A 23,970-nucleotide genomic window follows, 5' to 3' on the forward strand; every position below is an offset into this window, starting at 1 on the left:
ACCGGCGTGCGCGCGATGCGAGAGGGCTCGACGGCGCTCGGGTCAGCCCCGGAGGCGGGACGCGCCCGTGCGGGTCACGGCCCGCACCGACTCGAGCACTGAATCGATCGCACGTCCGGCCTGCTCCCCGGAGGCGTCGTACGTGCTCTGCGAGCGGCGGTACGGGTCGACCACGTCGTAGTCGTCCTCCTGCGCGGGCGGCAGGGTGACGCCCCGCTGCGCCGCGATGAGCGGGATGAGCGCGCGCAGCTGCGCCGGGACGTCGCCGTCGCACGTGATGTGCTTCTCCTTCCCGCTCACCTCGACGAGGTGCGCGGAGAGCGCCGCGAACTCGCGGAGGGTGAAGGTGGAGCGGTTGGCACGCGGCACCTGGCGCACGACGGCGCTGCGGTGCTCGCGGGCCATCGTGAGCACGAGGTCCGTGCCCCGGATGATGTCGGGCGTGAGGAACCGGGCCTGGTGCTCGCTCGGGTCGCCGCCGTAGCGGACGGACAGCTCGGCCGCCTGCTCCGGCATGCGCTGCCCGTCGGCCGCGATCGTGCCGGCGCTGGAGAAGCGCACGACCGAGTCGGCTTCGGAGGCGTCGCCGCCGAAGATCGCGCGGACCCTCGCTCGGAGCACCTGCTCTGCGAGGGGCGAGCGGCAGATGTTGCCGGAGCAGACGAACAGCACGCGGAACGGGCCGTCGTCGACGCCCGCGGTGGATGCGGCGCCGAGGGCTGCGCGTGCGGCCCTGCGGCTCGTGGGGGGGAGTTCCGACATGGAGGGGAGATGTGCCTTGATCTTCTCGATGGGCGCCTCGGTCTTCCGACCTTCCTCGCCCTCGGTGTACCCGCAACTGTAGCCGTAGTGGCCCTGGCCGTCCGCCTGCGGGCCCGGGGCGTGCGGGTCAGGCGGTGCGCGCGAGGCGGACCAGCGCCTGCACGGCGGCGTGGTCCGAGGGGGAGCGACCCTGCCACGTGTACGGGTTGATGGCCGAGTCGACCACCTCGACGCCGCGACCCGCGAGGATCCAGTCGATGCGCTCGCCCTCGGGCACCGGGTCGCCGTACGCGGTGAAGGTGCCGATGCCGGGCGTCGCGTGGTGCGCGGCCGTGGTCCAGGTGTCGGCGAGGCCGGCGTCGCGCGTGAGGATGTCGTACGCCGCCGACTCCTCGGCCGGCGCGTTGAAGTCGCCCGTGACGACGACCGGGGCGCCCGAGGCGACCTCCTGCAGGCGCTCGGTGATGAGGTCGGCGCTCTTCACGCGGGCGAGCTCCGACTCGTGGTCGAGGTGCGTGTTGAGGTGCACGAACTCGGCGCCGCTGCGGCGGTCGCGGAAGCGCGCCCACGTCGCGATGCGGGTGGTGCTGCAGCCCCACGAGCGCGAGCCGATGAGCTCGGGCAGGTCGGACAGCCAGAACTGGTCCCACGCGACGACGTCGAGGCGGCGCTCGTCGTAGAAGATCGCGCTGTACTCGCCGCCGGACCCGCCGTCACGGCCGTAGCCGAGCATGCGGTGGTGGGGGAGCGCGCGCGCGATGGCGGGCAGCTGGGCCGAGAGGGCCTCCTGCACGCCGAGCACGGTGGGCTGCTCGAGCTGGAGGAAGCGGGCGAGCACGGGCTCGCGGTCGGCCCAGTGGTCGGGGTCGCCGGGCTCGGTGGAGGGGCGGGCCAGGCGGATGTTGCAGGTCATGACGTGCACGAGGTCGCCCTCGGCCGAGCCGATGGTCGCCTGCTGGGGCGGGGCGGGAGCGACGGGAGCCGCTGCCGCCGGGCGAGACGGAGGGGGGTCGGCCTCCGCGGTGCCGTCCGGGCCGTCGGTCGTGGTGGTCGTCTCGTCCGCGCGCGGCCGCTCGAGGAGCGCCGTGCCGGAACCGCGGGTGGGGCGTCCGATGCCCGGATCCGAGGATCCGGCGCCGTCGAACAGGTCGCGTCGGCTGGATCCGCCGCTCGCCATCATGGAGATCTCCTCGGGTCGCACGTGTCTCGCATGATCAGCCTGCGCGTGCGTGCCCCTGCGGGGCACCAACGGCGCATGGCGGATGCGTGAACTGCACGGACAGGTCTACGCGAGGGGTGCGGGGATGGCAACCCGGGGGCGGCGTGTCGGCCCGTCGCGGAGGGATCCGCCAGGCGATGCCAGGCCCCCGGACAGACGCGCGCGCCGCCGGCGAGTTCCGGCGGCGCGCGGATCGGTGCGGGGAGCGGGTCAGCCCACGTGCTCCGCGAGGAAGTCCGTGAGCGCGCGCCAGGAGCGGCGCTCGGCGCGGTCCTGGTACTGCGCGCCGTGCTCGGGCGAGTCGACGCCGGGCACGGAGAACGCGTGCATCGCGCCGCTGTAGGTGACGACCTGCCAGTCGATCGCGGGACGCGTGCGCATCTCGTCCTGGAACGCGGCCACCTTCTCGTCCGGGACCATCGGGTCGTCCGCGCCGGTGAGGACGAGGATCGCGGCCTTCACGTCCGCGACGTCGGCCGGCTCGTGCACCACGAGGCTGCCGTGCAGCGAGATGGCGGCCTTGATCTCGGCGCCCGCGCGGGCGACCTCGAGGGAGGCGCTGCCGCCGAAGCAGTAGCCCATGACGGCGATGCGCGACGGGTCGACGTCGGGCTCGGCGGCGAGCCGGTCGATGCCGGCCTGCACGCGGGCGCGCATGAGCGGCAGGTCGGCGTAGTAGGCGCCAGCCACGTCTGCCGCCTCCTCGGGGCCGGGCCGCACGTCGCGGCCGTACACGTCGGCGGCGAACGCGACGTAGCCGAGGCGGGCGAGCATCTGGATGCGCGCGGCCACGTGCCCGCCCACGCCGAACCAGTCGTGGATCACGAGCACGGCCGGGCGGCGGCCACCCTGCGACGCGTCGCGGGCGAGCAGGCCCTCGAGCTCGGTGCCCTCGTGCTCGTACAGCACCGGGCCCATCTGGATGTCGGCGCCCGCGGGCAGGGGCACGCGCTCGGTGAGCTCGGCGAGGGACGGCGACCAGACGGGGGGCGCTGCGGGATCGGTCATGCTCAGGCCTCCACGGCCGTGCCGAAGCGGGCGGGCAGCGTGGCGCGGTGGATCCCGCGCAGCTCCTCGACCGACAGGGTGAACAGGCCCTGCAGCTCGAGGCCGGGCGCCTGCGCGTCCGTCACCCCGATGCGGAGCACGGGGTAGCCGCGCCCCTCGCAGAGGCCCTGGAACTTGACGTCGTCCTCGCGGGGGACCGTGACGAGCATCCGGCCGGTGGACTCGGAGAAGAGGGCGGTGGCCTGGTCGACGCCGTCGCGCTGGACGATGCCGTCGAGCCAGACGCGCGCGCCGACGCCGAAGCGCATCACGGACTCCGCGAGCGCCTGGCCGAGGCCGCCGTCCGAGAGGTCGTGCGCGCTCGCGACGAGCGACTGCGTGGCGCCGGCGGCGATGAGGGAGGCGAGCTCCTTCTCCGCGGTGAGGTCGACCACGGGCGGGACGCCGCCGAGGTGGTCGTGCACGGTGCCGGCCCACGCGGATCCGTCGAGCTCCTCGCGCGTGACGCCGAGGAGGTAGATGTTGTCGCCCTCGTCCTGCCAGCCGGACGGGATGCGGCGCGCGACGTCGTCGATCACGCCGAGCACGCCCACGACGGGCGTGGGGTGGATGGCCTGCGTGCCCGTCTGGTTGTAGAGGGAGACGTTGCCGCCCGTGACGGGGATCTCGAGCTCGAGGCAGCCGTCCGCGAGGCCCTCGACCGTGCGGCTGAACTGCCACATGACCTCGGGGTCCTCGGGGCTGCCGAAGTTGAGGCAGTCGCTCACGGCGACGGGCGTGGCGCCGGATGCGGCGACGTTGCGGTACGCCTCCGCGAGGGCGAGCTGCGCGCCGCGGTACGGGTCGAGCTGGCAGAAGCGCCCGTTCGCGTCGGTCGCGACCGAGAAGCCGAGGCCGCTCTGCTCGTCGACGCGGACCATGCCCGCGTCGTCGGGGAACGACAGGGCGGTGTTGCCCATGACGTAGCGGTCGTACTGGTCGGTGATCCACGACGCGTCGGCCAGGTTCGGGCTGCCGAGCAGCTGGAGGAACTGGTCGCGGATGTCGTCGGGCGCGGTGGGGCGCGCGAGGCGCGAGGCGGAGTCGGCCTGGAGGGCGTCGATCCACGTGGGGTAGGAGACGGGCCGGTCGTAGACGGGGCCGTCGACCGCGACCGTGCGCGGCTCGACGTCGACGATGCGCTCGCCGTGGTGGTCGATGACGAGGCGGCCGGTGTCAGTGACCTCGCCGAGCACGCTCGTCTCGACGTCCCACTTCGCGACGACCGCGAGGAAGCCGTCGAGCTTCTCCGGCTTCACGACCGCCATCATGCGCTCCTGGCTCTCCGACATGAGGATCTCCTCGGCGGTGAGCGACGGGTCGCGCAGCAGCACCTCCTCGAGCCGGATGTGCATGCCGCCGTCGCCGTTGGAGGCGAGCTCGCTCGTGGCGCAGGAGATGCCCGCGGCGCCGAGGTCCTGGATGCCCTCGACGAGATCCTCCCGGAACAGCTCGAGGCAGCACTCGATGAGCACCTTCTCCGCGAACGGGTCGCCCACCTGCACCGCGGGGCGCTTGGTCGGGCCGCCGTCGGCGAAGGTGTCGCTCGCGAGGATGGATGCGCCGCCGATGCCGTCGCCGCCCGTGCGGGCGCCGAACAGCACGACCTTGTTGCCCACGCCGCGCGCGTTGGCGAGGTGGAGGTCCTCGTGGCGGAGCACGCCCACCGCGAGCGCGTTGACGAGCGGGTTGCCCTGGTACACGCGGTCGAAGTAGGTCTCGCCGCCGATGTTCGGGAGGCCGAGGCAGTTGCCGTAGAAGCTGATGCCGGAGACCACGCCGTGCACGACGCGCGCGGTGTCCGGGTCGTCGATGTCGCCGAAGCGGAGCGCGTCCATCACGGCGACCGGGCGGGCGCCCATCGAGATGATGTCGCGGACGATGCCGCCGACGCCGGTGGCCGCGCCCTGGAACGGCTCGATGTAGGAGGGGTGGTTGTGGCTCTCGATCTTGAAGGTGACGGCCCAGCCCTCGCCCACGTCGACGACGCCGGCGTTCTCGCCCATGCCGACCATGAGGTCCTTCTTCATGGACTCGGACACCTTCTGCCCGAACTGGCGCAGGTACTTCTTCGAGGACTTGTAGGAGCAGTGCTCGCTCCACATGACCGAGTACATGGCGAGCTCGCCGCTCGTGGGGCGGCGGCCGAGGATCTCGCGGATCCTCAGGTACTCGCCCTCGGTGAGCCCGAGCGCCGCGTACGGCTGCTCCTTCTCGGGGGTGTTCTCAGCCATCTCGACGGTGTCGGCGACGTGGCGGCGGGCGCTGCGTCCCTCTCCCGCGGGGTCGGTGGGGACGGAGGCGGGATCGGGGTGGACGCTCACTGCGCGAGGACTCCTTCGAGGACGGACGTGAAGAGACGGAGGCCGTCGACACCGGAGCGCATGGCGGCCGGGGTGTCCGGTCCGAAGCCCTCCTCGACGGCGTGCTCGGGGTGGGGCATGAGGCCGACGACGTTGCCGCGGGCGTTGGTGATCCCGGCGATGTCGCGCAGGGATCCGTTCGGGTTGCCGCCGAGGTAGCGGAAGGCCACGAGGCCCTCGCCCTCGAGGCGGTCGAGCGTGTCGGCGTCGGCGATGAAGCCGCCCTCGCCGTTCTTGAGCGGGATGGTGATCTCCTCGCCCGCGGTGAACGCGTTCGTCCACGCGGTGCCGGTGGCCTCGACGCGGAGGCGCTGGTCGCGGCAGACGAAGTTCCCGGCCTCGTTGCGGATCAGCCCGCCGGGCAGCAGGTGCGCCTCGGTGAGCATCTGGAAGCCGTTGCAGATGCCGAGGACGGGGACGCCGCGCTCGGCCGCGTCCACCACCTCGCGCATGATCGGCGCGAACGCCGCGATGGCGCCGGCGCGCATGTAGTCGCCGTAGCTGAATCCGCCGGGGAGCACGACCGCGTCGACGCCCTGGAGGTCGTGGTCGCCGTGCCAGAGCGCGACGGGCGTGGCGCCCGCGAGGCGGACGGCGCGCTGGGCGTCGCGGTCGTCGAGGGATCCCGGGAAGGTGATGACCCCGACGCGCATCAGCGCTGCTCCGCCGCGGCCGAGCCGTGGGGGAGCGGGTGCGCGGCGACGTCGGTGTCGGCCGTGCCGCCGTCGGCGACCGTGTGCTCGTCGGTGACGTTGCCGGTGGACATGTCCGCCTCGGCGGTGAGGCCGAACCCGTCGAGCCCGGCGACGTGGACGCTGATGACGTCCTCGATGACGGAGTTGGAGAGCATGTCGGCGGCGAGCGACTGGATGTCGGCGAGCAGCGCGTCGTCCACCTCGCCCTCGACGGTGAGCTCGAAGCGCTTGCCGATGCGGACGCCGGTGAAGCGGTCCTTGCCGAGGCGGGCGAGGGCGCCGGCCACGGCCTTCCCCTGGGGGTCGAGCAGCTCGGCCTTGGGCATCACTTCGACGACGATCGTTGGCACGATGGGACTCCGGATTCCTGGAGGCGGGTGGATGCGCTCAGCGTACCGGACGGCCGCGTCCCGCCGGGCTGGACCGACGGGGCGGTCGCGGGCAGCGTCAGCCGATCGCCTCGGGCAGCAGCTCCACGCGGTAGGCGGCGTCGATGGTCTCGCCCGTGGCGGGGTCCTCGAGCTGCACGCGCCAGCGCGACGCGAACTGGTCGACGCCCGGGACCATCGCGACCGTGCCCGAGATGAGCACCGTGCCGGGCACCCGGAGGCCGCGCTCGGCGAGCACGTCGAGCCAGTGGTCGGGCGTGAGGAGCGCGGCGAGCGTGGCGTCTTGGATGAGCTCCTCGGCGCCCTCCTCGCCGACCCAGCCGCGCAGGCGGATCGCGTCGAGCCGGTCGCGCACGTCGGCGAGGCGCCACGCCTTCCGGCCGAGCACGTCGGGTCCGGCGTTCTTGCTCCACGCGACGCCGTGCACCTCGAGCGCGCGGTCGGTGTGGTCGCACGCGACCGTGAGGAGCACGTCGTCGTGGGTGATCACGAGCGCCCACTCGGCCTCGCCGGAGGTGCGGCCGTGCTGCGCGGGGACGGCGTCCGCCTGCGACGCGAGGTAGGGCGCCACCGGGTAGAGCGCGGGCGTGACCTCGGGGCCGGGGACGCCGAGCTCGGCGAGCTCCGCGATGTGCGCCTGCACCTCGGCCTGGTCGCGGCCCGCGTAGCCGGCGTTGAGGAGACTCACGACCTCGACGCTCGTGGTGGATCCGTCGGGCAGCTGGAAGCGCAGGGTGGTCATCGGTCCTCCGGTGGTGTTTCGAGCGTGTGAAGAGATGCGGATCCGGTCGCCCCGGCCATGGTCATCGGCGTCCGGTATGCCTACTGTATACAGCACACCGACCGGACGCCCGGCGGGGTCCGCCAGCCGGATCCGCGGCGGCTCCCCACCCGGTCCCGCACCCGAGGAGACCCATGGCCGACGACCCCACCGCCGCTGCGGCGACCACCGCATCTGCCGCCTACGCGCCCGCATCCGGCGCGCCCCACGACACCTCGAAGCCGTCGCGCCGCGAGCTCGTGAAGGCCTTCACCGCGAGCCTCACCGGCACCTCGCTCGAGTGGTACGACTTCGCCGTCTACTCGGCGGCCAGCGCCGTCGTGTTCCCGATCGTGTTCTTCCCCGCCTCCGATCCGTACACGGCGACGATCCTCGCCTTCTCCACCTACGCGGTCGGCTACGTGTCGCGCCCCGTCGGCGGGTTCGTGTTCGGGCGGCTGGGCGACAAGATCGGCCGGAAGCCCGTCCTCGTGCTCACGCTGCTGCTCATCGGCATCGCGACGTTCCTCATCGGCGTGCTCCCGGGGTACGCGACCATCGGGCTCGCGGCGCCGATCATCCTCGTGCTCCTCCGCTTCGCGCAGGGCGTGGGCGTCGGCGGCGAGTGGGGCGGCGCGGTGCTGCTCTCCAGCGAGTTCGGGGATCCGCGGAGGCGCGGCTTCTGGTCGTCGGCCGCGCAGGTCGGCCCGCCCGCCGGCAACCTGCTCGCCAACGGCGCGCTCGCGCTGCTCACCGTGCTGCTCACCGAGGACGACTTCCTCGACTGGGGCTGGCGCGTGGCCTTCCTCCTCTCCGCGCTGCTCGTGGCGTTCGGCCTCTGGATCCGCCTGAAGCTCGAGGACACCCCTGTGTTCCGCGCGCTGCAGGAGCGCGGCGACCGGCCGAGCGCGCCCATCTCGGAGATCTTCCGCACGCAAGCCCGCCCGCTCGTGGCCGCGATCCTCAGCCGCGTCGGGCCCGACGTGCTCTACGCGCTCTTCACCGTCTTCACGCTCACCTACGGCGTGAACTCGCTCGGCTTCGAGCGCAGCCAGGTGCTCGTGGCGGTGCTCGTCGGATCCGCCGTGCAGCTGTTCACGATCCCGTTCGCGGGGGCCGTGAGCGACCGGATCAACCGCCGGGCGCTCTACGCGACCGCGGCGGTGGGAGCGGCCGTGTGGGCGTACGTGTTCTTCGCGATCACGGACGGCTCGTCGACCTTCGTGCTCGGCGTGGGCATCGTCCTCGGCCTGTTCTTCCACTCCTTCATGTACGGGCCGCAGGCGGCGTACATCATCGAGCAGTTCTCGCCCCGGCTCCGCTACACGGGCGCCTCGCTCGCGTACACGATCGCCGGCGTGATCGGCGGGGCCATCGCGCCGCTGATGTTCACGATCATCTACGAGGAGACCGGCAGCTGGGTCGGCATCGCGCTGTACCTCACCGCCGCGGTCGTGCTCACGCTCGTGGGCCTCGCGATGGGCCGCGACTCCGACGTGGCCGAGGACGAGGAGTACGTGCGGACCGGCGCCGAGGGCGTGGCCGCGCCGCGCGTCTGACGCTCCCCGCACGCGGCGACGCCCGGATCCCGTCGGGGTCCGGGCGTCGCCGTGTGCGGTTCGGGCCGCCGCGTCAGGCGCGCAGCAGCACGTCGAGCGTGACGGCGAGGTGCCGGTCGATCGCGTCGCGGGCCGCCTCGGCGTCGCCCGCCGCGAGCGCGTCGACGATGCCGGCGTGCTCCTCGCAGACCCGGTCCTGCCGGTCCACCGCGCGGTAGAGCGCCTCGACGCCCACGAGGATCTGCCGGGCGCGGAGCTTCGCGTAGGTGCGGCTCATCAGCTCGCTGCCCGCGGCGTCGACGAGCAGCTGGTGGAAGCGCCGGTCGTGCTCGATGAACTCCCGGCCGCTCTCGCGCGGCGGGCTCTGGACCATGGCGCGCTGCTGCTCGAGCACCTCGCGCATGGCGTCGAGCGGGGTGCGGTCGTGCTCGACGGCGCTCGTCGCGGCGTGCCGCTCGAGCACGCTACGCAGCTCCATCAGCTCGGCGATCTCGCGGCCGGTGATGACGGGGATCCGGGCACCGCGCTTGGGGATCATCTCCACCAGGTCGTCGGCGGCGAGCAGCAGCAGGGCCTCGCGGACGGGCGTGCGCGAGACGCCGATGCGCTCCGCGAGCTCCTGCTCGTTGAGGAACGCGCCCTGCTGGTCGGGGTCGGTGAGGACGTGCGCGTGCAGGAACTCGTAGGCCCGCGCGCGGCCGGAGAGGGTGCTCGCCGAGGTGCCTGGATCGCCCGCGCGTTCTCGCATACGCTATGTATACATCACGAGGAGGACCATGAAGATCGCGCTCGCACAGATCATCAGCTCGCCGGATCCCGCGGACAACCTCGCACGGATCGAGCGGTTCGCGGAGGATGCGGCCCGGCAGGGCGCCGAGCTCATGGTGTTCCCCGAGGCGGCGCAGCGCGCGTTCGGCAACCCGCTGCCGGAGGTCGCGGAGCCGCTCGACGGGCCGTGGGCGTCCGGGGTGCGGGCGATCGCCGACCGGCTCGGGGTCGTGATCGTCGCGGGCATGTTCACGCCGGGCGCCGACGGCCGGGTGCGGAACACGCTCCTGGTCGCGCGGCCCACGGGAGCGCAGGCCGAGGGCGCCTCCTCGTACGACAAGATCCACCTCTTCGACGCCTTCGGGTTCCGCGAGTCCGACGCCGTCGACCCGGGCGATGCGGTCGCGGTGATCGAGGTCGGCGGCACCCGCGCGTCCCTCGCCACCTGCTACGACGTGCGCTTCCCGGCCCTCTTCCTCGCGGGCGCCGAACGCGGCGCCGCCGTCAGCATCGTGTGCGCGAGCTGGGGCGCCGGCCCCGGCAAGGCCGACCAGTGGGACCTGCTGCTCCGGGCTCGCGCGCTCGACTCCACGACCTTCGTGGTCGCGGTCGGCCAGGGCGATCCCGCGACGCTGCCGGCCGGATCCCGCGGCCATGACCCCGCGTCCGGCGCGCCCACGGGCATCGGCCGGAGCGCTGTCGTCTCCCCGCTCGGCGAGGTGCTGCACCGCCTCGGCGGCGAGGAGGAGCTGCTCGTCGTGGACGTGGATCCGTCGGCGGTCGAGGCCGCGCGCGGCACGCTGCCCGTGCTCGCGAACCGGCGGCGGGGGCTCGAGCGCGACGCCTGACTCCGCGTCTCCCGCCGGCGACACGACGCGGGCCCGGCCGCCTGGGCGACCGGGCCCGCGGGCATGCGAGCGGATCAGCGCCCGACGGGACCCATGTCCGCGTAGCGGTCGCCGACCGGGGTGGGCAGCGACGAGAGGCGCGCGAGCTGGTCGGCGGAGAGCGTCACGGCGTCGGCCGCCACGTTCTCGTCGAGGCGGCTGACGCGCTTCGTGCCGGGGATCACGGCGATGTCGTCGCCCTGCGCGAGGATCCACGCGAGCGCCACCTGGGCCGGCGTCGCGTCGAGCTCGCCCGCGACGTCCTTCACGGCGTCGACGATGCGCATGTTCTGCGCGAAGGCCTCCTCCGCGAAGCGCGGCGAGGAGGAGCGGTAGTCGGCCTCGGACAGGTCGGCGGCGCTCGAGATCGCGCCGGTGAGGAAGCCGCGGCCGAGCGGCGAGTACGCCACCAGGCCGATGCCGAGCTCGCGCAGCACCTCGAGCACCGGACCCTCGGGGTCGCGCGTCCAGATGGAGTACTCGCTCTGCAGCACCGCGATGGGGTGCACGGCATGCGCGCGCCGGATCGTGTCGGGCCCGGCCTCCGAGAGCCCCAGGTGCAGGACCTTGCCCTCGTCGACGAGCTCCTTCATCGCGCCGACGGTCTCCTCGATCGGCACGGCCGGGTCGACGCGGTGCTGGTACAGGACGTCGATGCGGTCGGTGCCGAGGCGCTGCAGCGAGGCCTCGACGGCGATGCGGATGCTCGTGGGCGAGCTGTCCATGCCGCGCTCGTAGTCCTCGGCGTCCTTGCCCGGCGCGTGCTTCAGCAGGCCGAACTTGGTGGCGATGACGATGTCGTCGCGGCGGCCGGCCAGCGCGGATCCGACCAGGCGCTCGTTCGTGAACGGCCCGTACGCCTCGGCCGTGTCGAACAGCGTGACGCCCTGGTCGACGGCGCGGTGGAGGGTGCGGATCGATTCCGCCTCGTCCTGCCCGTGGCCGTCGTAGAAGGCGCTCATGCCCATGCAGCCGAGGCCGATGCGGCCGACGTCGAGGCCCGTGCCGGTGTGGATGTGCTTCATGCGGTGCTCCGATCTCCCGCGGCCGGATGGGCCGCCCGTCGAGCCTAGGCACGTCCCGGGACGGCGACGCGCCGTCGTCCCGCTTCTTTTGAATGGCTCAAGGGAAGTGTGCTTGACTGCGGCGATGCCCACCGACCTCGCGCACCACCACGCGCCGCCCCTCGACGCCGACGCCCTGCGCGCCGCGCTCCGGGAGGCGGGTCTCCGGGTGACCCGGCCGCGCGTCGCCGTCCTCACGGCGGTCGACGCGCAGCCCCACTCGGACGCCGACGAGGTGCTCCGCGCGGTCAAGGGCGATCTCCCGAGCACGAGCATCCAGGCGGTCTACGGCGTGCTCGGCGCGCTCGCGGCCGCGGGTCTCGTGCGCCGCATCGAGCCCGCGGGATCGTCCGCGCGCTACGAGCGTCGTACGGGCGACAATCACCATCACCTCGTGTGCACGTCATGCCGGAAGATCGTCGACGTGGACTGCGCGGTGGGGGAGTCCCCCTGCCTCGCGCCGTCCGACTCGGCGGGGTTCCTCGTGGCGAGCGCCGAGGTCACCTACTGGGGCCTGTGCCCCGCCTGCCGGACCGCATCCGCGGATCCCGGTGCCACCGTCGCGACCTAGCGGTCGCCACCGGCCCGCCCCACGGCCGACTGCCCGAGCCAGCACCGCCCCGTTCCACCGCTGACAGGAGAAACACCATGACCGACCAGAAGTACACGACCACCGACTCCGGCGCCCCGGTCGCCAGCGACGAGCACTCGCTGTCCGTCGGCCCCGACGGCGCCATCCCCCTCCACGACCACTACCTCGTCGAGAAGCTCGCGCAGTTCAACCGGGAGCGCATCCCGGAGCGCGTCGTGCACGCCAAGGGCGGCGGCGCGTTCGGCATCTTCCGCACCACGGGCGACGTCAGCGCCTACACCCGCGCCTCCCTCTTCCAGCCCGGCGCCGAGGTCGAGATGCTCGCGCGCTTCTCCACCGTCGCCGGCGAGCAGGGCAGCCCCGACACGTGGCGCGACCCCCGCGGCTTCGCGCTGAAGTTCTACACGGACGAGGGCAACTACGACCTCGTCGGCAACAACACGCCCGTCTTCTTCATCCGCGACGGGATCAAGTTCCCCGACTTCATCCGCTCGCAGAAGCGCCTGCCGGGCTCGCACCTCCGCGACCACGACATGCAGTGGGACTTCTGGACGCTCTCGCCCGAGACCGCCCACCAGGTCACCTGGCTCATGGGCGACCGCGGCCTGCCGAGCTCGTGGCGCCACATGGACGGCTTCGGCTCCCACACCTACCAGTGGATCAACGCGGCCGGCGAGCGCTTCTGGGTGAAGTACCACTTCAAGACGCAGCAGGGCATCGAGATCCTGAAGCAGGAGCAGGCCGACCAGATCGCCGGCGAGGACGCCGACTTCCACATCCGCGACCTCACCGAGGCCATCGACCGCGGCGACTACCCGGAGTGGAAGCTCGAGGTGCAGATCATGCCCTACGAGGAGGCGAAGTCGTACCGGTTCAACCCGTTCGACCTCACGAAGGTCTGGTCGCAGAAGGACTACCCGCGCATCGAGGTCGGCACCATGACCCTGAACCGCAACCCGGAGAACTACTTCGCGCAGATCGAGCAGGCCGCGTTCGCGCCCTCGAACTTCGTCCCCGGCATCCAGACCAGCCCCGACAAGATGCTCCTCGCGCGCATCTTCAGCTACGCCGACGCGCACCGCTACCGCGTGGGCACGAACCACGCGCAGCTGCCCGTGAACGCGCCCAAGTCGCCCGTGCACAGCTACTCGAAGGACGGCCAGGGCCGCTACGCGTTCCAGGACGCCGGCACGCCCGTCTACGCGCCCAACTCGCTGGGCGGCGCGCACGCCGACCCGGCTCGCGCCGCCGAGAGCGCCGGCTGGGAGCAGGACGGCGAGCTCGTCCGCGCGGCCGCCACGCTGCACGCGGAGGACGACGACTTCGTCCAGGCCCGGATGCTCGTCAACGAGTCGATGGACGACGCCCAGCGCGAGCGCCTCGTCGGCAACATCGTCGGTCACGTGAGCAAGGTCACGAGGCCCGAGCTGCGCGCCCGCGTCATCCAGTACTGGACGAACGTGGACGCCTGGCTCGGTGCGGCCGTCGCCGCGGGCCTGCCGCCGCTCGCCGGATCCGCGCCCGTCGCGGAGGCCACGCCCGGCCCGACGCGCGACGCCGAGGAGGTCTCCGTCGCGGCCCCCTGAGCCGTGGCGGTGATCCGCTGATCGCGTGACACGACGCCCGTCCCCTCGACGAGGGGGCGGGCGTCCTCGCGTGTGCCGCCGGCCCGCACGCGACCGCACCGGGCCCGCCGGGTGCCCTGCTCCTGTGCGATGCGCCCCCGCCCGGGGGCTCGGCCGTGCCAGCGTCATGCCGCGCGTCGATCGGCGCGCACCCCCTCACACGAGAACAGGACGGAACCATGGCACTCGCCACCCGCTCCACCATCCTCGGCACGGCGGCCTGCGCCGCACTGGCCGTCGGCATGCTCGCCGGCGGCGGCGCCGGCGCCGCGACCGCCGCCACCGCCACCGTCGTCCCCGGCACCGTCGGGTCCGGCGTCCTCCAGCAGTCGGTCGCGCGCGGCTCGACGGCCTCGACGTCGACCTACTGGACCCCCGCGCGCATGCAGGCGGCGAAGTCGAACGCCTTCGTCGATCCCGACCCGGCCGACGGTGACGGCCCCGGTGCCGCCCCGGACAGCGCGGTCGCGTCGCGCGCGGGCTCCGCGGTGACGGCGCCGACCGGGATCCCGGGCTTCGACGAGTCCCAGCCCGTCCCCGGATTCGCGCCGCAGGACCACCTCGGCGTGGTGTTCTTCCGCAGCGGCGGCGTCGACCAGCGCTGCACGGGCAACGTGGTGGCATCCGTGTCCGGCGACCTCGTCGCCACGGCGGGGCGGTGCGTCTCCGCGCTGGCCGGGCAGTTCGTCTCCCAGCTCGCGTTCGTGCCGCAGTACGACGGCACCGCGCCCCACGGCGTCTGGGGCGCGGTGGCCGTGTCGGCTCCGGCCCGGTGGGTCACCGGCCGCGAGGTCGCCTTCGACTCCGCGTTCTTCCAGGTGAAGGCACCGGCGGGAGCCGCCGCCGGCGCCACGCTCTCGTCGACCGTCGGCGCATCCGGCGTGTCCTTCACGGGGGCGAAGGACGACGACGACTTCCGCTCGACCGGCTACCCGCTCGACGGCGGCCACGACGGCACGAAGGCGGTCTCCGTGGAGAGCGGCGCCGAGCCGAACCCGTGGATGAACCGGGACGACGCCATCGAGGGGCTGCAGATCGAGTCCCGCGCCGGCATCAGCGGATCCCCGTGGGTCTCGACGGACGACGCGCCGGTGCGCGACGTGCAGCGCGGCATGACCTCGTTCGCCTACCAGCACTTCACGCACTCGGCCTTCGGCCCGCAGTGGAAGGCCGATCTCCACGCGACGTACCTCGCCGCGGCCGCCGCGTCCTGACCCACCGGGCGGCTCGCTGACCCGCGGATCGCTGACCCGCGGATCGCCGCACACGACGCCCGTCCCCGCTCGGCAGGGGACGGGCGTCGTCGTGCTCCGGCGGGACCTGCGCAGCGGCTCCGAGCCTCGTCGCGGGGGTGCCGGCCATGGCACCGTGGGCGCATCGACGCCGAACCCCCGGAACCGGAAGGACACCGCATGCGCAGCACCCGCCCCATCCCCGGCGACCCGTGGCCGCACGACATGGTGCTCCGGATCGACGAGCCCCGCGAGCTCACGTCCCTCCTGTTCGTGCGGGAGGCGTGGCGGCTGGCGATCGACGACGTGCCGGCGCTCGACGGCGTGCCCGATGTCGGGGCCTCGGCGCGTCCGGCCGGGCTGGGCGACGCCGAGGCGGTGGAGCGCTGGCGCAGCGAGTGGGCCAGGGCCTGGCCTCGTCTCGCGGCGCTCCGTGAGGCGATGCACGCTCCGCAGGAGGAGAGGGTGCGCCTGCTCCGCGGGATCGCCCCCGACGTGCAGGCCGCCGGGCGCCTCTCCCTCGGGGAGGGCATCGACCGGGACGCGTTCGAGGCGTGGCACGCGACCCTGCACGACGACCACCGGCTGCCGCTCGCCGAGCACCCGGAGCGGATCTGCGTCGAGGCCCTCGCCGACGCCTGGCGGGCCGGGCTCGCGAGCATCGTGCAGCTGCCCTACGCCGGGTACCACGCCGAGCGGATCGACCCGGCGACGCTCGTCGTGTCGCGGACGACGCGGCATGATCCCGCGATGTACCGGCGAGCGCTCGCCGCGCCGATCGGCGGCGGACCGCAGCCCTGACGGACGGTCACCCCAGCGGCAGCTCCATCTCCAGGTCCCTCTGCGTGCGGTCGAGCGCGTACGGGACGCTGCGGCCCGTGAGCGCGAAGCCGCGGCGCGCGTAGTACGCGCGGGCGCGCGGGTTGTCCTCGTGGACCTCGAGCCGCACGGCGCGGACGTTCGGCCGGTCGCGCGCCCACGCGATCACGGCGTCGAGGAGCATGTCGGTGACGCCCGCCGCGCGGCCGCGGGCGTCGGGGGTGATGTAGACGCTCACGAGCATCACGCGCGTGGGATCCGCGGCCACGAACGCGTTCATCGCGCCGAGCCAGCGGCCGGTCGCGCGCTCCACGGCGACGTAGGCGGTGCTGCCCGGCTGCTCGGCGCGCGCGGTGCGGGCGCGCCAGTCCGACTCCGGCTGGGCGCGCGCGTGCTCGAGCGTCTCGAGGTACGCGAGCGGGGTGTCCTCGAGCATCTCGAGGCGGAGGGCGCGGTACTCGCGCCAGTCCTCAGCGCGGAGGCGGTGGATCACGGCGTCCATCGGGATCAGACCAGCTGGCCGTTCACGTGGAGGTCGCCCGCGGGGAGGGCGTCCGCGGGCGCCGTGACGGGGAGCGCCATCCAGCCGTGGTCCTGGTGCACGACGCCCGCGGCGCCGAGGAGCGTGAAGCCGTTGTAGTGGCCCGTGCGGCCGTCGAGCGGAAGCCAGCCGTGGCGCGCGTAGTAGCCGGTGGTCTCGGCGCCCGTCTCGAGGAGGCCGAACGGGACGGCGAGGCGCGCGAGGGCGCCGCGGATCCCGTCGGCGAGCAGCGTGCCGAGGCCCTCGCCCTGCCGCTCCGGGTGCACGGCGACCATGCCGGTGGATCCCATGAGCAGGTCGTCCGCCGGGTCGCCCCGGCCGTCGCCCACCTCCACGAACACGCGACGGATCCCCGCGTGCGCCACGAGCGCGTCGCCGTCGTGCACGAGGATCCGCAGCTCGGGCTGCGCGCCCGCCCAGCTACGCGCGCCCGCGTAGCCCGCCGCGAAGTCGGGGAAGGCGAGCGCGAGGAGCGCCGCGATCCGCTCGTGCTCGGCGACGGCGAGCGCGCCCTCGCGGACGACGGAGAGGCGGGGTCCCATGGGTCGAGGGTATCGGCCGGCCGCGCCGGTGTCCGGGCCCGGCCGCAGCCCGGACGCGCGCGCCGCCCGCCCGTAGGGTGGAGCGCATGACCACCCCGCAGTCCGTCTGGCAGGACAAGCTCGGCCGCCTCTCCATCCGCTGCGTGCAGATCCTGGCGGTCCTCGTGGTCGCCATCGCGATCGTGTACGCCGCCATCTCGCTCAAGCTCGTCGTGATCCCGGTGATCATCGCGCTGATCCTCGCGTGCGCCGTGCGCCCGATGGTGCTGTGGATGGAGCGCCGCGGCGTCCCGGACGCGCTCGCCGCCGCCATCGCGCTCCTCACCGGCCTCGTGCTCTTCGGCGGCGCGATCACGCTCGTCGTCTTCGGCGTGCAGAGCCAGTGGCCGACGCTCGTGAAGGCCACCAGCGAGGGCGTCGACCAGTTGCAGGCGTTCATCCAGGAGGGCGGGCTGCCCATCGACTCGGCGCAGATCGACTCGCTCCGCACGTCCGCGGTCGACTTCCTCACCAGCAGCCAGTTCGGATCCGGCGCCATCGCGGGCGTCTCCGCCGCGGCCGAGGTCGTGACGGGCGCGGTGCTCGGGCTCGTGGTGTTCTTCTTCTTCGTCAAGGACGGGCCGCAGATCTGGGCGTTCCTCATCCGCCCGTTCCGCGGTCGCGGCCGGAAGCGCGCCGTGCGCGTCGGCCACGAGGGCTCCAAGGTGCTCGGCGGCTACATCCGCGGCACGGCGACGGTCGCGCTCGTCGACACGGTGTTCATCGGCGCCGGCCTCTTCATCCTCGGGGTGCCGCTGGCGCTGCCGCTCTCGCTCGTGGTGTTCATCGGCGCGTTCGTGCCGATCGTCGGCGCGACCGTCGCGGGCATCCTCGCGGCGCTCGTCGCGCTCGTCACCAACGACCTCAACACGGCCATCGTGGTCGTGATCATCGTCGTCGCCGTGAACCAGCTCGAGGGCAACCTGCTGCAGCCGGTCGTGCTCGGCAACGCGCTCAAGCTGCACGGGCTCGTCGTGCTGCTGGCGCTCACCGCCGGCACGATCCTCGGCGGCATCATCGGCGCGATCCTCTCGGTGCCGCTCACCGCCGTCGCCTGGACCGCCTGGAAGATCGTGATGGAGCCCGACGAGGAGGAGCCGGCCGACGCGAGCCCACGGCAGGCGGAGGCGCCACCGGGGAAGCGCGGCGTGCGCGGCCTCACCTCGCTGCTCACCGGCCGCTCCTCGGCTCCCGCGACCACGACGCACGCCGACCGATGAGCGCCAGCGGCGCCGCGTCCCGCCTCCAGCGCGAGCCCGGGTTCGCCGTCGCCGCGCGTCTCGGGCACGCGGTCAACGGCCTGCTGCACCTCCTCATCGGCGTCATCGCGTTCCGCCTCGCCACGGGCACCGGTGGCGGCGGGGCCGACCAGTCCGGCGCGCTCGGCTCCATCGCCCAGACGCCGGGCGGCCGCATCCTCGTCTGGGTCATCGTGGTCGGCCTCGTCGGCCTCGGCCTCTGGCAGCTCGTGGAGACCGTGCTCGCGCGCGGCGACGACGCGAAGGGCACCTGGGCCGCGCGCGCCAAGGAGCTCGGCAAGGCCGTGGCGTACCTCGTGATCGCGTCGACGGCCCTGCGCTTCGCGACCGGCGGATCCAGCGACTCGACCGCGCAGACGCAGTCGCTGAGCGCCCGCGTCCTCGCGGCGCCCGGCGGCGTCGTGATGCTCGTGCTCGTCGGCCTCGGCGTCATCGCGGTGGGCGTCTACTTCGCCCACAAGGGCGGGACGAAGCGCTTCCGCGAGGACATCTCCGTGCCCGCGGGCTCGCTCGGCCGGGGCATCACCGCGCTCGGCGTCGCCGGCTACATCGCCAAGGGCGTGGCGCTCGTCGCGGTCGGCGTGCTGTTCGTCGTCGGCGCCGTGACAGCCGACCCGCGCCGCGCCACGGGCCTCGACGGCGCGCTCCAGTCGCTCGCCGAGCTCCCCGCCGGCGTCGCCGTCCTCGCGATCACGGGCCTCGGCCTCATCGCGTACGGCCTGTACTGCGGCGCCCGCGCGCGCTACGCGGACCTGTGACCGGGCGTCCGGTCGTCGCCCTCGACGGCGTGCGGCCGGACGAGGTGCACGTCGTGCGGGTGTTCGCGGACGCGCACGGGCAGCACGGCAACGAGCTCGGGATCGTGCTCGCGTCGGCGCGCACGGACGGTCGCGAGGCGGGGATCGCGCGCGAGCTGCCGTTCGCCGGGCACCAGACGGTCGGCGCCGCGTGGTGGCTGGCGTCGTGCGGGGTGGCCGTCGCGGACGCGACCGTGGACCACCTCTACGCCTGGGCGTGGATCGACGAGGCCGCGGGCGCGATCCGCTCGCGCACGGGCGCTCCCGCGCTGGGCATCGCCGAGGACGAGGCGACGGGATCCGCCGCGCTCCGCATCACCGCGCACCTCGGTCGCGACCTGCGGATCACGCAGGGCCGCGGCAGCGAGCTGGTGACGCGGCTGCTCGCCGACGGCCGGGCCGAGGTCGGCGGGCGGACGGTCGCGGACCGCGTGGTCCCGCTGCCCTGATCCGCGCGCCCGACGCCCTGACGCGCTGCCGCGCCGGCTCCGCTACGCCGTCGTGCGCTCGGCCGTCCCGTCGTCGTCGTCCGCGTCCGCCGGCTCCTCGCGCGGCACGACGAGGATCTCCGAGATCCGGCGCCGGTCGAGCGCGGTCACCTGGAGGGTCACGCCGTCGACCGCGACCGAGTCGCCGACCTGCGCGAGCCGCCCGAGGTTCTCGATCACGAAGCCCGCGACGGTGTCGGACGCCGAGTCGGGGAGCCTGACGCCCGTCGCCTCCTCGAAGTCCTGGAAGTTGAGGCGGCCGTCGATCGTGCCGCCGTCCTCCGCGAGGTCGCGCGCGGCGGAGTCGGTGTCGTACTCGTCGAAGATCTCGCCCACGACCTCCTCCACGAGGTCCTCGAGCGTGACGATGCCGTCGGTGCCGCCGTACTCGTCCACGATGACGGCGATCTGGTGGCCCTCGGCGCGCATCATCGTGAGCGTCGGCAGCACGCGCGCGGTCGCCGGGAGGTACGGGATCGGGCGGAGGATCTCGGCGACGGGCCGCTCCGGATCCGCCGCGATCGCCTGGTACAGGTCGCGCACGTGCACGAAGCCGATGACGTCGTCGATGCTCTTGTCCATCACCGGATAGCGCGAGTACGGCCGGTCCTGCACGTCGATCCCCGCGTCGCGCACCGTGCCCGCGCCGTCGAGCGCGGCGATCTCGGGCCGCGGCTTCATCACCTCGCTGAGCTGGCGGTGGCGGAGGGAGAGCACGTCGTCGAGGATCCGGCGCTCGTCGTCCGGGAGGCCCTCGTGGCTGGAGACGATGTCGCGGAGCTCCTCCTCGCTCATCTCCTCGCCGGTCTTGTGCGGGTCGCCGCCGAGGAGGCGCACGACCAGGTCCGTCGACGCGGAGAGCAGCCAGATCACGGGCCGCATGAGGATCGCGAAGCCGTTGAGCACGGGCGCGACGCCGTACGCGAACCCGGCGTTGCGCTGGATCGCGAGGCGCTTGGGCGCGAGCTCGCCGAGCACGAGGGACAGGTACGCGATCACCAGCGTCAGCAGGAGCGTGGCGAGCGTGGAGGCGAAGCCGGCCTCCAGGCCCCACGACTCGAGCAGCGGGACGACGGACGGCGCGATCGACGACGCGCCGTACGCGGCCGATGCGAACCCGGCGACGGTCACGCCGATCTGCACCGCCGCGAGGAAGGTGTTGGGGTTCCGGGCGAGCGCGGCGACCTTCTCGCCGCGGCGGCCGCGGGCGGCGAGGGCGTTGAGCTGGCCCTCGCGGAGGGTGACGAGCGCCATCTCCGTGGCGGCGAACACGCCGCCGACGAGCACGAACACGACGACGAGGACGATGTTGAGGAGGAGGTCGCCGTTCACGAGCGGGTGCCGGCCCGGCGGATCGCGGTGAGGCGGGCGGCGCGGAGGGTGCGGGGCGTGCCCGGGGTCGTCCGGGCGCCGGGACTGTGGCTGTCGGGAGCGGGCTCCCGCGCGGTTCTGTGCATGGATCGAGGGTAGTGGAGCGGGTGGGGAAATAGCCGGGCCGATGCGCGGCGGCGCTCATGCCCTACGGTCGGCGCATGGATCACGGCATGGATCAACTGTGGATCGGCACCTGGGGCTGGCCCGCCCTCGCGCTCGTCAACGCCGGCCTCGCCGAGCAGAAGAACCGGTCGAGGTGGACGTGGTTCCTCGTCTCCCTGTTCCTCGGCCCGATCGCGACCCTCTTCATCGTGACGTGGGAGCGCGTCCCCGAGCGGCCCGTCGCGCCCCGGCAGGAGGGGCCGACGAACGGGCTCCTCGCGGTGGGCGTCGGGTTGGCCATCCTGGCGGTCGCCAGCGCCGTGGTGGCGGCGATCGGCGGGGACACCGGCATGTGGACGCTCGCGGGCGCGCTCGCCGTGATCGCCGCGGTCTCCCTCCTGCTCCACGTCCTCGCGCACCGGCGGTGGGCGGCGCTGCGGTCCGCCCGCGCGGAGGCCGACGAGACGCGCTGACGCGTCAGGCCGTCAGGCCGTCAGGTCGTCGGCTCCGAGGTGACCGGCCCGGCATCTATCAGCACGTCGGCCGTCGCGCGCGGAGCGAAGCGGGTGTCGAAGTCGCGTTCGTTCGGGATCCAGACCTCATGCCAGAGGGCGACGTGGTCGCGGCCGAGCCGGGCGTCGCGGGCCATGCCGCGGGCGGACGCCGTCGCGAGGTCGACGTCGCACCAGACGGCGAGGTCGATCCCGGCGCGGGCCTCCGGGTGCAGCAACCCGATCACGTCGACCACCAGCAGGTCCGTCCCGGGCAGCGGCTCGGGAGCGCCGAGCGCGCGCCGGCCCCAGTCGTAGCGCCGGAAGGACCCGGGTCGGCCGGAGCGGAGCGGACCCAGCACCTCCTCCACCAGCCGCGTCCGCTCGACGCCGTCCCAATCCGACGACCGGCGGTGCGACCGCGTCGGGTCGAGGAAGTCGTCGCCCCGCAGGCGCACCGCGCCGGGGAGGGCGGCCGTGAGCTGCCGGGCGAGCGTCGACTTGCCGGATCCGCCGTAGCCGGACACCCCGACGACGATCGGACGGTCGGCCGCGGCGCGCAGGGCGGTCACCTGCCGGGCGAGCTCGAACGCGTCCATGTCGCGAGCGTACGGGGCGTCGCGATGCGGGATCGCGCGGGCACGCGCGCCGCCACGGACCCGCCGTGGCGATCCGCCGAGCGGCCGGGAGGCGGGGCCCGGCTCCGCCCGGCTCCGCCCCTCAGCCGCGCAGCGCCGGGTACTCCGCGAGCGTCGGCGCGTGCCGGGCGCTCGTCAGCGGGAAGCGGTCGCCGAACCCGCGCACGGGCCGCGACGCGGCCACCCGCACGGCGCCGCGCAGCGCCTTCTGCCCGAGCGCGGACGACGGGTGCGTGATGCGCGCCCCGCCCGGCGGCAGCCCCTGCGCGCTGTCGGCGTAGCGCCGCAGCTGCGCCTCGTATCGCGCGAACGCGGCCGGGAAGGTGTCGCCCGTGTCCGCGAGCGCGCGTCCCAGCTCGCCCGCGAGCACGTGGGCGGCGACCAGCGAGAGGGTCGTGCCCATGCCCGTGGGGCCGGATCCCCAGGCCGCGTCGCCGAGGAGCGCGATGCGTCCCTTCGACCACGTCGAGACGATCACCTGCTCCATGCGCTGCGTGTAGAACTCGTCCGGGCGCGCTTGGAACCCGTCGAGGATCCGCTCGACCTGCCAGCCCGCGCCGCGGAAGCGCGCGCGGAGCACGGTCATCTGCGCGTCGAATGGCAGCTGCTCGAACCCGGAGGGCTCCGACTCGAACGACAGGCTCGCGCGGATCGTGCCCACGTCGTCGGGCCGGATGGTGGCGTTCCGCGCGCCGCGCCCCGTGAGGAAGTCCCAGTAGCCGGTGTCGCCGGGGATCCGGTCGATAGTCCCGTAGGCGATGCTCACGCCGTGGTCGCGGAGCGTGGTCTCCTCGGCGAAGGCCAGCCGGCGCGTGCGGGAGCTGCGTCCCTCGGCCACGAGCAGGAGGTCGTAGCGCTCGCGGGATCCGCTCGCGAGCTCGACGTCGACCCCGGTCGCGTCCTGGCGCACTCCCGTCACGAAGTCGCCGTAGCGGAGCTCGACGTCGTCCCGCACGAGGTCGACGAGGATCGCCGCGAACCGGCCGCGCAGGATCTCCACCTCCGCCGTCGGCCCGTCCTTCCCGGCGGTGCGGGGGAACGTGGCGAGGACGCGCCCCTCCTCGTCGACGAAGCGCGTCCCGTCCTCGCCGGTGAGGTTCGCCATGACGATGTCCTCGACGCCCATGCGCCGGAGCACGTCGCGGCCGAGCCCGCGCACGTCGATGTTCTGCCCCGCCTGGCGCGGCTCGGCCGAGCGCTCGAGCAGGGTCACGTCGAAGCCCTCGCGGTGCAGGCCCCAGGCGAGCGCCGGACCGGCGATGCTGGCTCCCGTCACGAGGACCCTCGGGCGGTGGTGGGTGGTGTCAGCCATGCGGTGATCTCCTCGGTCGTCGAGCGGACCCGGGATCCCGGGCACGAGTAGACTCTATGGCGCAGATACTTCATGGTGAAGCATTCGCGTCGACTCGGAGGAACACGACATGTCCCACACCATCGCGGTCCCGGGGGACCGCTCCGAGGTGCTCGAGCGGCTCCGAGACCACACGACCGCGTTCGACGAGTCGGTGCGGCAGCTGGCCGCAGCGCTCGGGCTGCCGACGACCGACACGACGGCGCTCGCCGAGGTGATCTGGGCCGAGACCGCCGGCCGGGCGCTGTCCCCGGCCCGCCTGTCGGAACGGCTCCACCTGACCTCGGGGGCCACGACCGCGCTCGTCAACCGGCTCGAGGGCGGCGGGCACATCGTGCGGAGCCGGGAGAGCGACGATCGGCGGATCGTGACGCTGCGGCCGACGGCGGGGTCCAAGGCGCGCGTGATGGCCATGCTGCAGGGCGCGCAGGTCGAGGTCGACCGGGCGCTCGACGGGTTCACCGCCGACCAGCTCCGCACGGCGGCGGCGGTCGTGCGCGCGGTCACGGAGGGCACGGCGGCGGGGACGCGCGCAATGGCCGGCGACGGCGCGACCGGGAGCTGAGG

The 23,970-nt window shown here is 73.8% G+C and carries 25 protein-coding genes and 1 pseudogene; 11 read left to right on the top strand and 15 right to left on the bottom strand.

Annotated elements, in window-relative coordinates; translation table 11 throughout:
- Positions 1 to 42 precede the first annotated feature (42 nt).
- The 7 genes and pseudogenes from ACU4ZT_RS03540 to ACU4ZT_RS03570 all read right to left on the bottom strand — a co-directional run bounded on the left by ACU4ZT_RS03540 (position 43) and on the right by ACU4ZT_RS03570 (position 7,217).
- Positions 43 to 762, bottom strand: coding sequence for an arsenate reductase/protein-tyrosine-phosphatase family protein (locus tag ACU4ZT_RS03540; protein WP_414748341.1), 720 nt, complete (start codon positions 760 to 762; stop codon positions 43 to 45).
- 127 nt (positions 763 to 889) lie between these two features.
- Positions 890 to 1,942, bottom strand: a complete 1,053-nt coding sequence (locus ACU4ZT_RS03545) for an endonuclease/exonuclease/phosphatase family protein (protein ID WP_063070151.1) — start codon at positions 1,940 to 1,942, stop codon at positions 890 to 892.
- A 249-nt stretch (positions 1,943 to 2,191) separates the two neighbouring features.
- Positions 2,192 to 2,989 carry a dienelactone hydrolase family protein gene (locus ACU4ZT_RS03550; RefSeq protein ID WP_445337924.1) on the bottom strand — a complete coding sequence of 266 codons (798 nt, stop codon included), beginning with the start codon at positions 2,987 to 2,989 and terminating at the stop codon, positions 2,192 to 2,194.
- A 2-nt stretch (positions 2,990 to 2,991) separates the two neighbouring features.
- Positions 2,992 to 5,352: a phosphoribosylformylglycinamidine synthase subunit PurL gene (gene purL, locus ACU4ZT_RS03555; protein ID WP_445337926.1), complete on the bottom strand. Its 2,361-nt coding sequence runs from the start codon at positions 5,350 to 5,352 to the stop codon at positions 2,992 to 2,994.
- Positions 5,349 to 6,044 (bottom strand): phosphoribosylformylglycinamidine synthase subunit PurQ, encoded by a 696-nt coding sequence (gene purQ / locus ACU4ZT_RS03560; protein WP_086516966.1) that lies wholly within the window; start codon positions 6,042 to 6,044, stop codon positions 5,349 to 5,351. The genes purL and purQ overlap by 4 nt, the downstream gene beginning before the upstream one ends.
- Before the next feature lie 152 nt (positions 6,045 to 6,196).
- Positions 6,197 to 6,436, bottom strand: a pseudogene (gene purS, locus ACU4ZT_RS03565) (phosphoribosylformylglycinamidine synthase subunit PurS); the annotation flags it as partial.
- A gap of 97 nt (positions 6,437 to 6,533) precedes the next feature.
- Positions 6,534 to 7,217: a DUF2848 domain-containing protein gene (locus ACU4ZT_RS03570; protein WP_445337928.1), complete on the bottom strand. Its 684-nt coding sequence runs from the start codon at positions 7,215 to 7,217 to the stop codon at positions 6,534 to 6,536.
- 173 nt (positions 7,218 to 7,390) lie between these two features.
- Here ACU4ZT_RS03570 and ACU4ZT_RS03575 point away from each other — a divergent pair, with 173 nt between their 5' ends.
- Positions 7,391 to 8,794, top strand: a complete 1,404-nt coding sequence (locus ACU4ZT_RS03575) for an MFS transporter (protein ID WP_414763777.1) — start codon at positions 7,391 to 7,393, stop codon at positions 8,792 to 8,794.
- Between the two features lie 73 nt (positions 8,795 to 8,867).
- Here the strand turns inward: ACU4ZT_RS03575 and ACU4ZT_RS03580 are convergent, their stop codons facing one another.
- A complete protein-coding gene (locus ACU4ZT_RS03580) occupies positions 8,868 to 9,542 on the bottom strand; it encodes a GntR family transcriptional regulator (RefSeq protein ID WP_270980031.1) in 675 nt (224 codons plus the stop codon).
- A 28-nt stretch (positions 9,543 to 9,570) separates the two neighbouring features.
- On the opposite strand from ACU4ZT_RS03580, the gene ACU4ZT_RS03585 reads away from it, so the two are divergent.
- A complete protein-coding gene (locus ACU4ZT_RS03585) occupies positions 9,571 to 10,410 on the top strand; it encodes a carbon-nitrogen hydrolase family protein (protein WP_270980030.1) in 840 nt (279 codons plus the stop codon).
- A 74-nt stretch (positions 10,411 to 10,484) separates the two neighbouring features.
- Here the strand turns inward: ACU4ZT_RS03585 and ACU4ZT_RS03590 are convergent, their stop codons facing one another.
- Positions 10,485 to 11,474 carry an aldo/keto reductase gene (locus ACU4ZT_RS03590; RefSeq protein WP_063070160.1) on the bottom strand — a complete coding sequence of 330 codons (990 nt, stop codon included), beginning with the start codon at positions 11,472 to 11,474 and terminating at the stop codon, positions 10,485 to 10,487.
- Positions 11,475 to 11,598: 124 nt separating this feature from the next.
- On the opposite strand from ACU4ZT_RS03590, the gene ACU4ZT_RS03595 reads away from it, so the two are divergent.
- The 4 genes from ACU4ZT_RS03595 to ACU4ZT_RS03610 all read left to right on the top strand — a co-directional run bounded on the left by ACU4ZT_RS03595 (position 11,599) and on the right by ACU4ZT_RS03610 (position 15,763).
- The gene (locus ACU4ZT_RS03595; protein WP_270980027.1) at positions 11,599 to 12,084 is read left to right on the top strand and encodes a Fur family transcriptional regulator; all 486 of its coding nucleotides are present in this window, start codon (positions 11,599 to 11,601) and stop codon (positions 12,082 to 12,084) included.
- A 77-nt stretch (positions 12,085 to 12,161) separates the two neighbouring features.
- The gene (locus ACU4ZT_RS03600; protein ID WP_445337932.1) at positions 12,162 to 13,691 is read left to right on the top strand and encodes a catalase; all 1,530 of its coding nucleotides are present in this window, start codon (positions 12,162 to 12,164) and stop codon (positions 13,689 to 13,691) included.
- A 218-nt stretch (positions 13,692 to 13,909) separates the two neighbouring features.
- Positions 13,910 to 14,944, top strand: a complete 1,035-nt coding sequence (locus tag ACU4ZT_RS03605; protein WP_445337934.1) for a hypothetical protein — start codon at positions 13,910 to 13,912, stop codon at positions 14,942 to 14,944.
- Positions 14,945 to 15,142: 198 nt separating this feature from the next.
- On the top strand, positions 15,143 to 15,763 hold the full coding sequence (locus ACU4ZT_RS03610) for a hypothetical protein (protein ID WP_445337936.1): 621 nt from the start codon (positions 15,143 to 15,145) through the stop codon (positions 15,761 to 15,763).
- A 7-nt stretch (positions 15,764 to 15,770) separates the two neighbouring features.
- Here ACU4ZT_RS03610 and ACU4ZT_RS03615 read toward each other — a convergent pair whose 3' ends face one another.
- Together ACU4ZT_RS03615 and ACU4ZT_RS03620 are read right to left on the bottom strand one after the other, a co-directional pair.
- Positions 15,771 to 16,274, bottom strand: a complete 504-nt coding sequence (locus ACU4ZT_RS03615) for a GNAT family N-acetyltransferase (RefSeq protein ID WP_445338619.1) — start codon at positions 16,272 to 16,274, stop codon at positions 15,771 to 15,773.
- Positions 16,275 to 16,288: 14 nt separating this feature from the next.
- The gene (locus ACU4ZT_RS03620; protein WP_445337938.1) at positions 16,289 to 16,864 is read right to left on the bottom strand and encodes a GNAT family protein; all 576 of its coding nucleotides are present in this window, start codon (positions 16,862 to 16,864) and stop codon (positions 16,289 to 16,291) included.
- An 86-nt stretch (positions 16,865 to 16,950) separates the two neighbouring features.
- Here ACU4ZT_RS03620 and ACU4ZT_RS03625 point away from each other — a divergent pair, with 86 nt between their 5' ends.
- The 3 genes from ACU4ZT_RS03625 to ACU4ZT_RS03635 are packed head-to-tail and all read left to right on the top strand — an operon-like array spanning position 16,951 to position 19,408.
- Positions 16,951 to 18,123 (top strand): AI-2E family transporter, encoded by a 1,173-nt coding sequence (locus ACU4ZT_RS03625; protein WP_063070168.1) that lies wholly within the window; start codon positions 16,951 to 16,953, stop codon positions 18,121 to 18,123.
- The gene (locus tag ACU4ZT_RS03630) at positions 18,120 to 18,920 is read left to right on the top strand and encodes a DUF1206 domain-containing protein (RefSeq protein ID WP_270980016.1); all 801 of its coding nucleotides are present in this window, start codon (positions 18,120 to 18,122) and stop codon (positions 18,918 to 18,920) included. Before ACU4ZT_RS03625 ends, ACU4ZT_RS03630 begins: the two co-directional genes overlap by 4 nt.
- On the top strand, positions 18,917 to 19,408 hold the full coding sequence (locus tag ACU4ZT_RS03635; RefSeq protein ID WP_445337940.1) for a hypothetical protein: 492 nt from the start codon (positions 18,917 to 18,919) through the stop codon (positions 19,406 to 19,408). The genes ACU4ZT_RS03630 and ACU4ZT_RS03635 overlap by 4 nt, the downstream gene beginning before the upstream one ends.
- A 42-nt stretch (positions 19,409 to 19,450) precedes the next feature.
- On the opposite strand, the gene ACU4ZT_RS03640 is transcribed toward ACU4ZT_RS03635, so the two are convergent.
- Both ACU4ZT_RS03640 and ACU4ZT_RS03645 read right to left on the bottom strand, forming a co-directional pair.
- Positions 19,451 to 20,779 (bottom strand): hemolysin family protein, encoded by a 1,329-nt coding sequence (locus ACU4ZT_RS03640; RefSeq protein ID WP_063070171.1) that lies wholly within the window; start codon positions 20,777 to 20,779, stop codon positions 19,451 to 19,453.
- Positions 20,776 to 20,904 carry a hypothetical protein gene (locus tag ACU4ZT_RS03645; RefSeq protein WP_270980011.1) on the bottom strand — a complete coding sequence of 43 codons (129 nt, stop codon included), beginning with the start codon at positions 20,902 to 20,904 and terminating at the stop codon, positions 20,776 to 20,778. Before ACU4ZT_RS03645 ends, ACU4ZT_RS03640 begins: the two co-directional genes overlap by 4 nt.
- Positions 20,905 to 20,979: 75 nt before the next feature.
- Between ACU4ZT_RS03645 and ACU4ZT_RS03650 the strand changes: the two genes are divergently transcribed.
- Entirely contained in the window at positions 20,980 to 21,396 is a 417-nt protein-coding gene (locus ACU4ZT_RS03650) for a hypothetical protein (protein WP_445337942.1), read from the top strand.
- Positions 21,397 to 21,416: 20 nt separating this feature from the next.
- Here ACU4ZT_RS03650 and ACU4ZT_RS03655 read toward each other — a convergent pair whose 3' ends face one another.
- Together ACU4ZT_RS03655 and ACU4ZT_RS03660 are read right to left on the bottom strand one after the other, a co-directional pair.
- The gene (locus ACU4ZT_RS03655) at positions 21,417 to 22,013 is read right to left on the bottom strand and encodes a uridine kinase family protein (RefSeq protein WP_270980007.1); all 597 of its coding nucleotides are present in this window, start codon (positions 22,011 to 22,013) and stop codon (positions 21,417 to 21,419) included.
- Between the two features lie 121 nt (positions 22,014 to 22,134).
- Entirely contained in the window at positions 22,135 to 23,364 is a 1,230-nt protein-coding gene (locus ACU4ZT_RS03660) for an FAD-dependent monooxygenase (RefSeq protein ID WP_445337944.1), read from the bottom strand.
- A 109-nt stretch (positions 23,365 to 23,473) separates the two neighbouring features.
- Here ACU4ZT_RS03660 and ACU4ZT_RS03665 point away from each other — a divergent pair, with 109 nt between their 5' ends.
- Positions 23,474 to 23,968 (top strand): MarR family winged helix-turn-helix transcriptional regulator, encoded by a 495-nt coding sequence (locus ACU4ZT_RS03665; RefSeq protein ID WP_414763782.1) that lies wholly within the window; start codon positions 23,474 to 23,476, stop codon positions 23,966 to 23,968.
- Positions 23,969 to 23,970: the final 2 nt, after the last annotated feature.

This window comes from Clavibacter davisi, assembly GCF_052751415.1.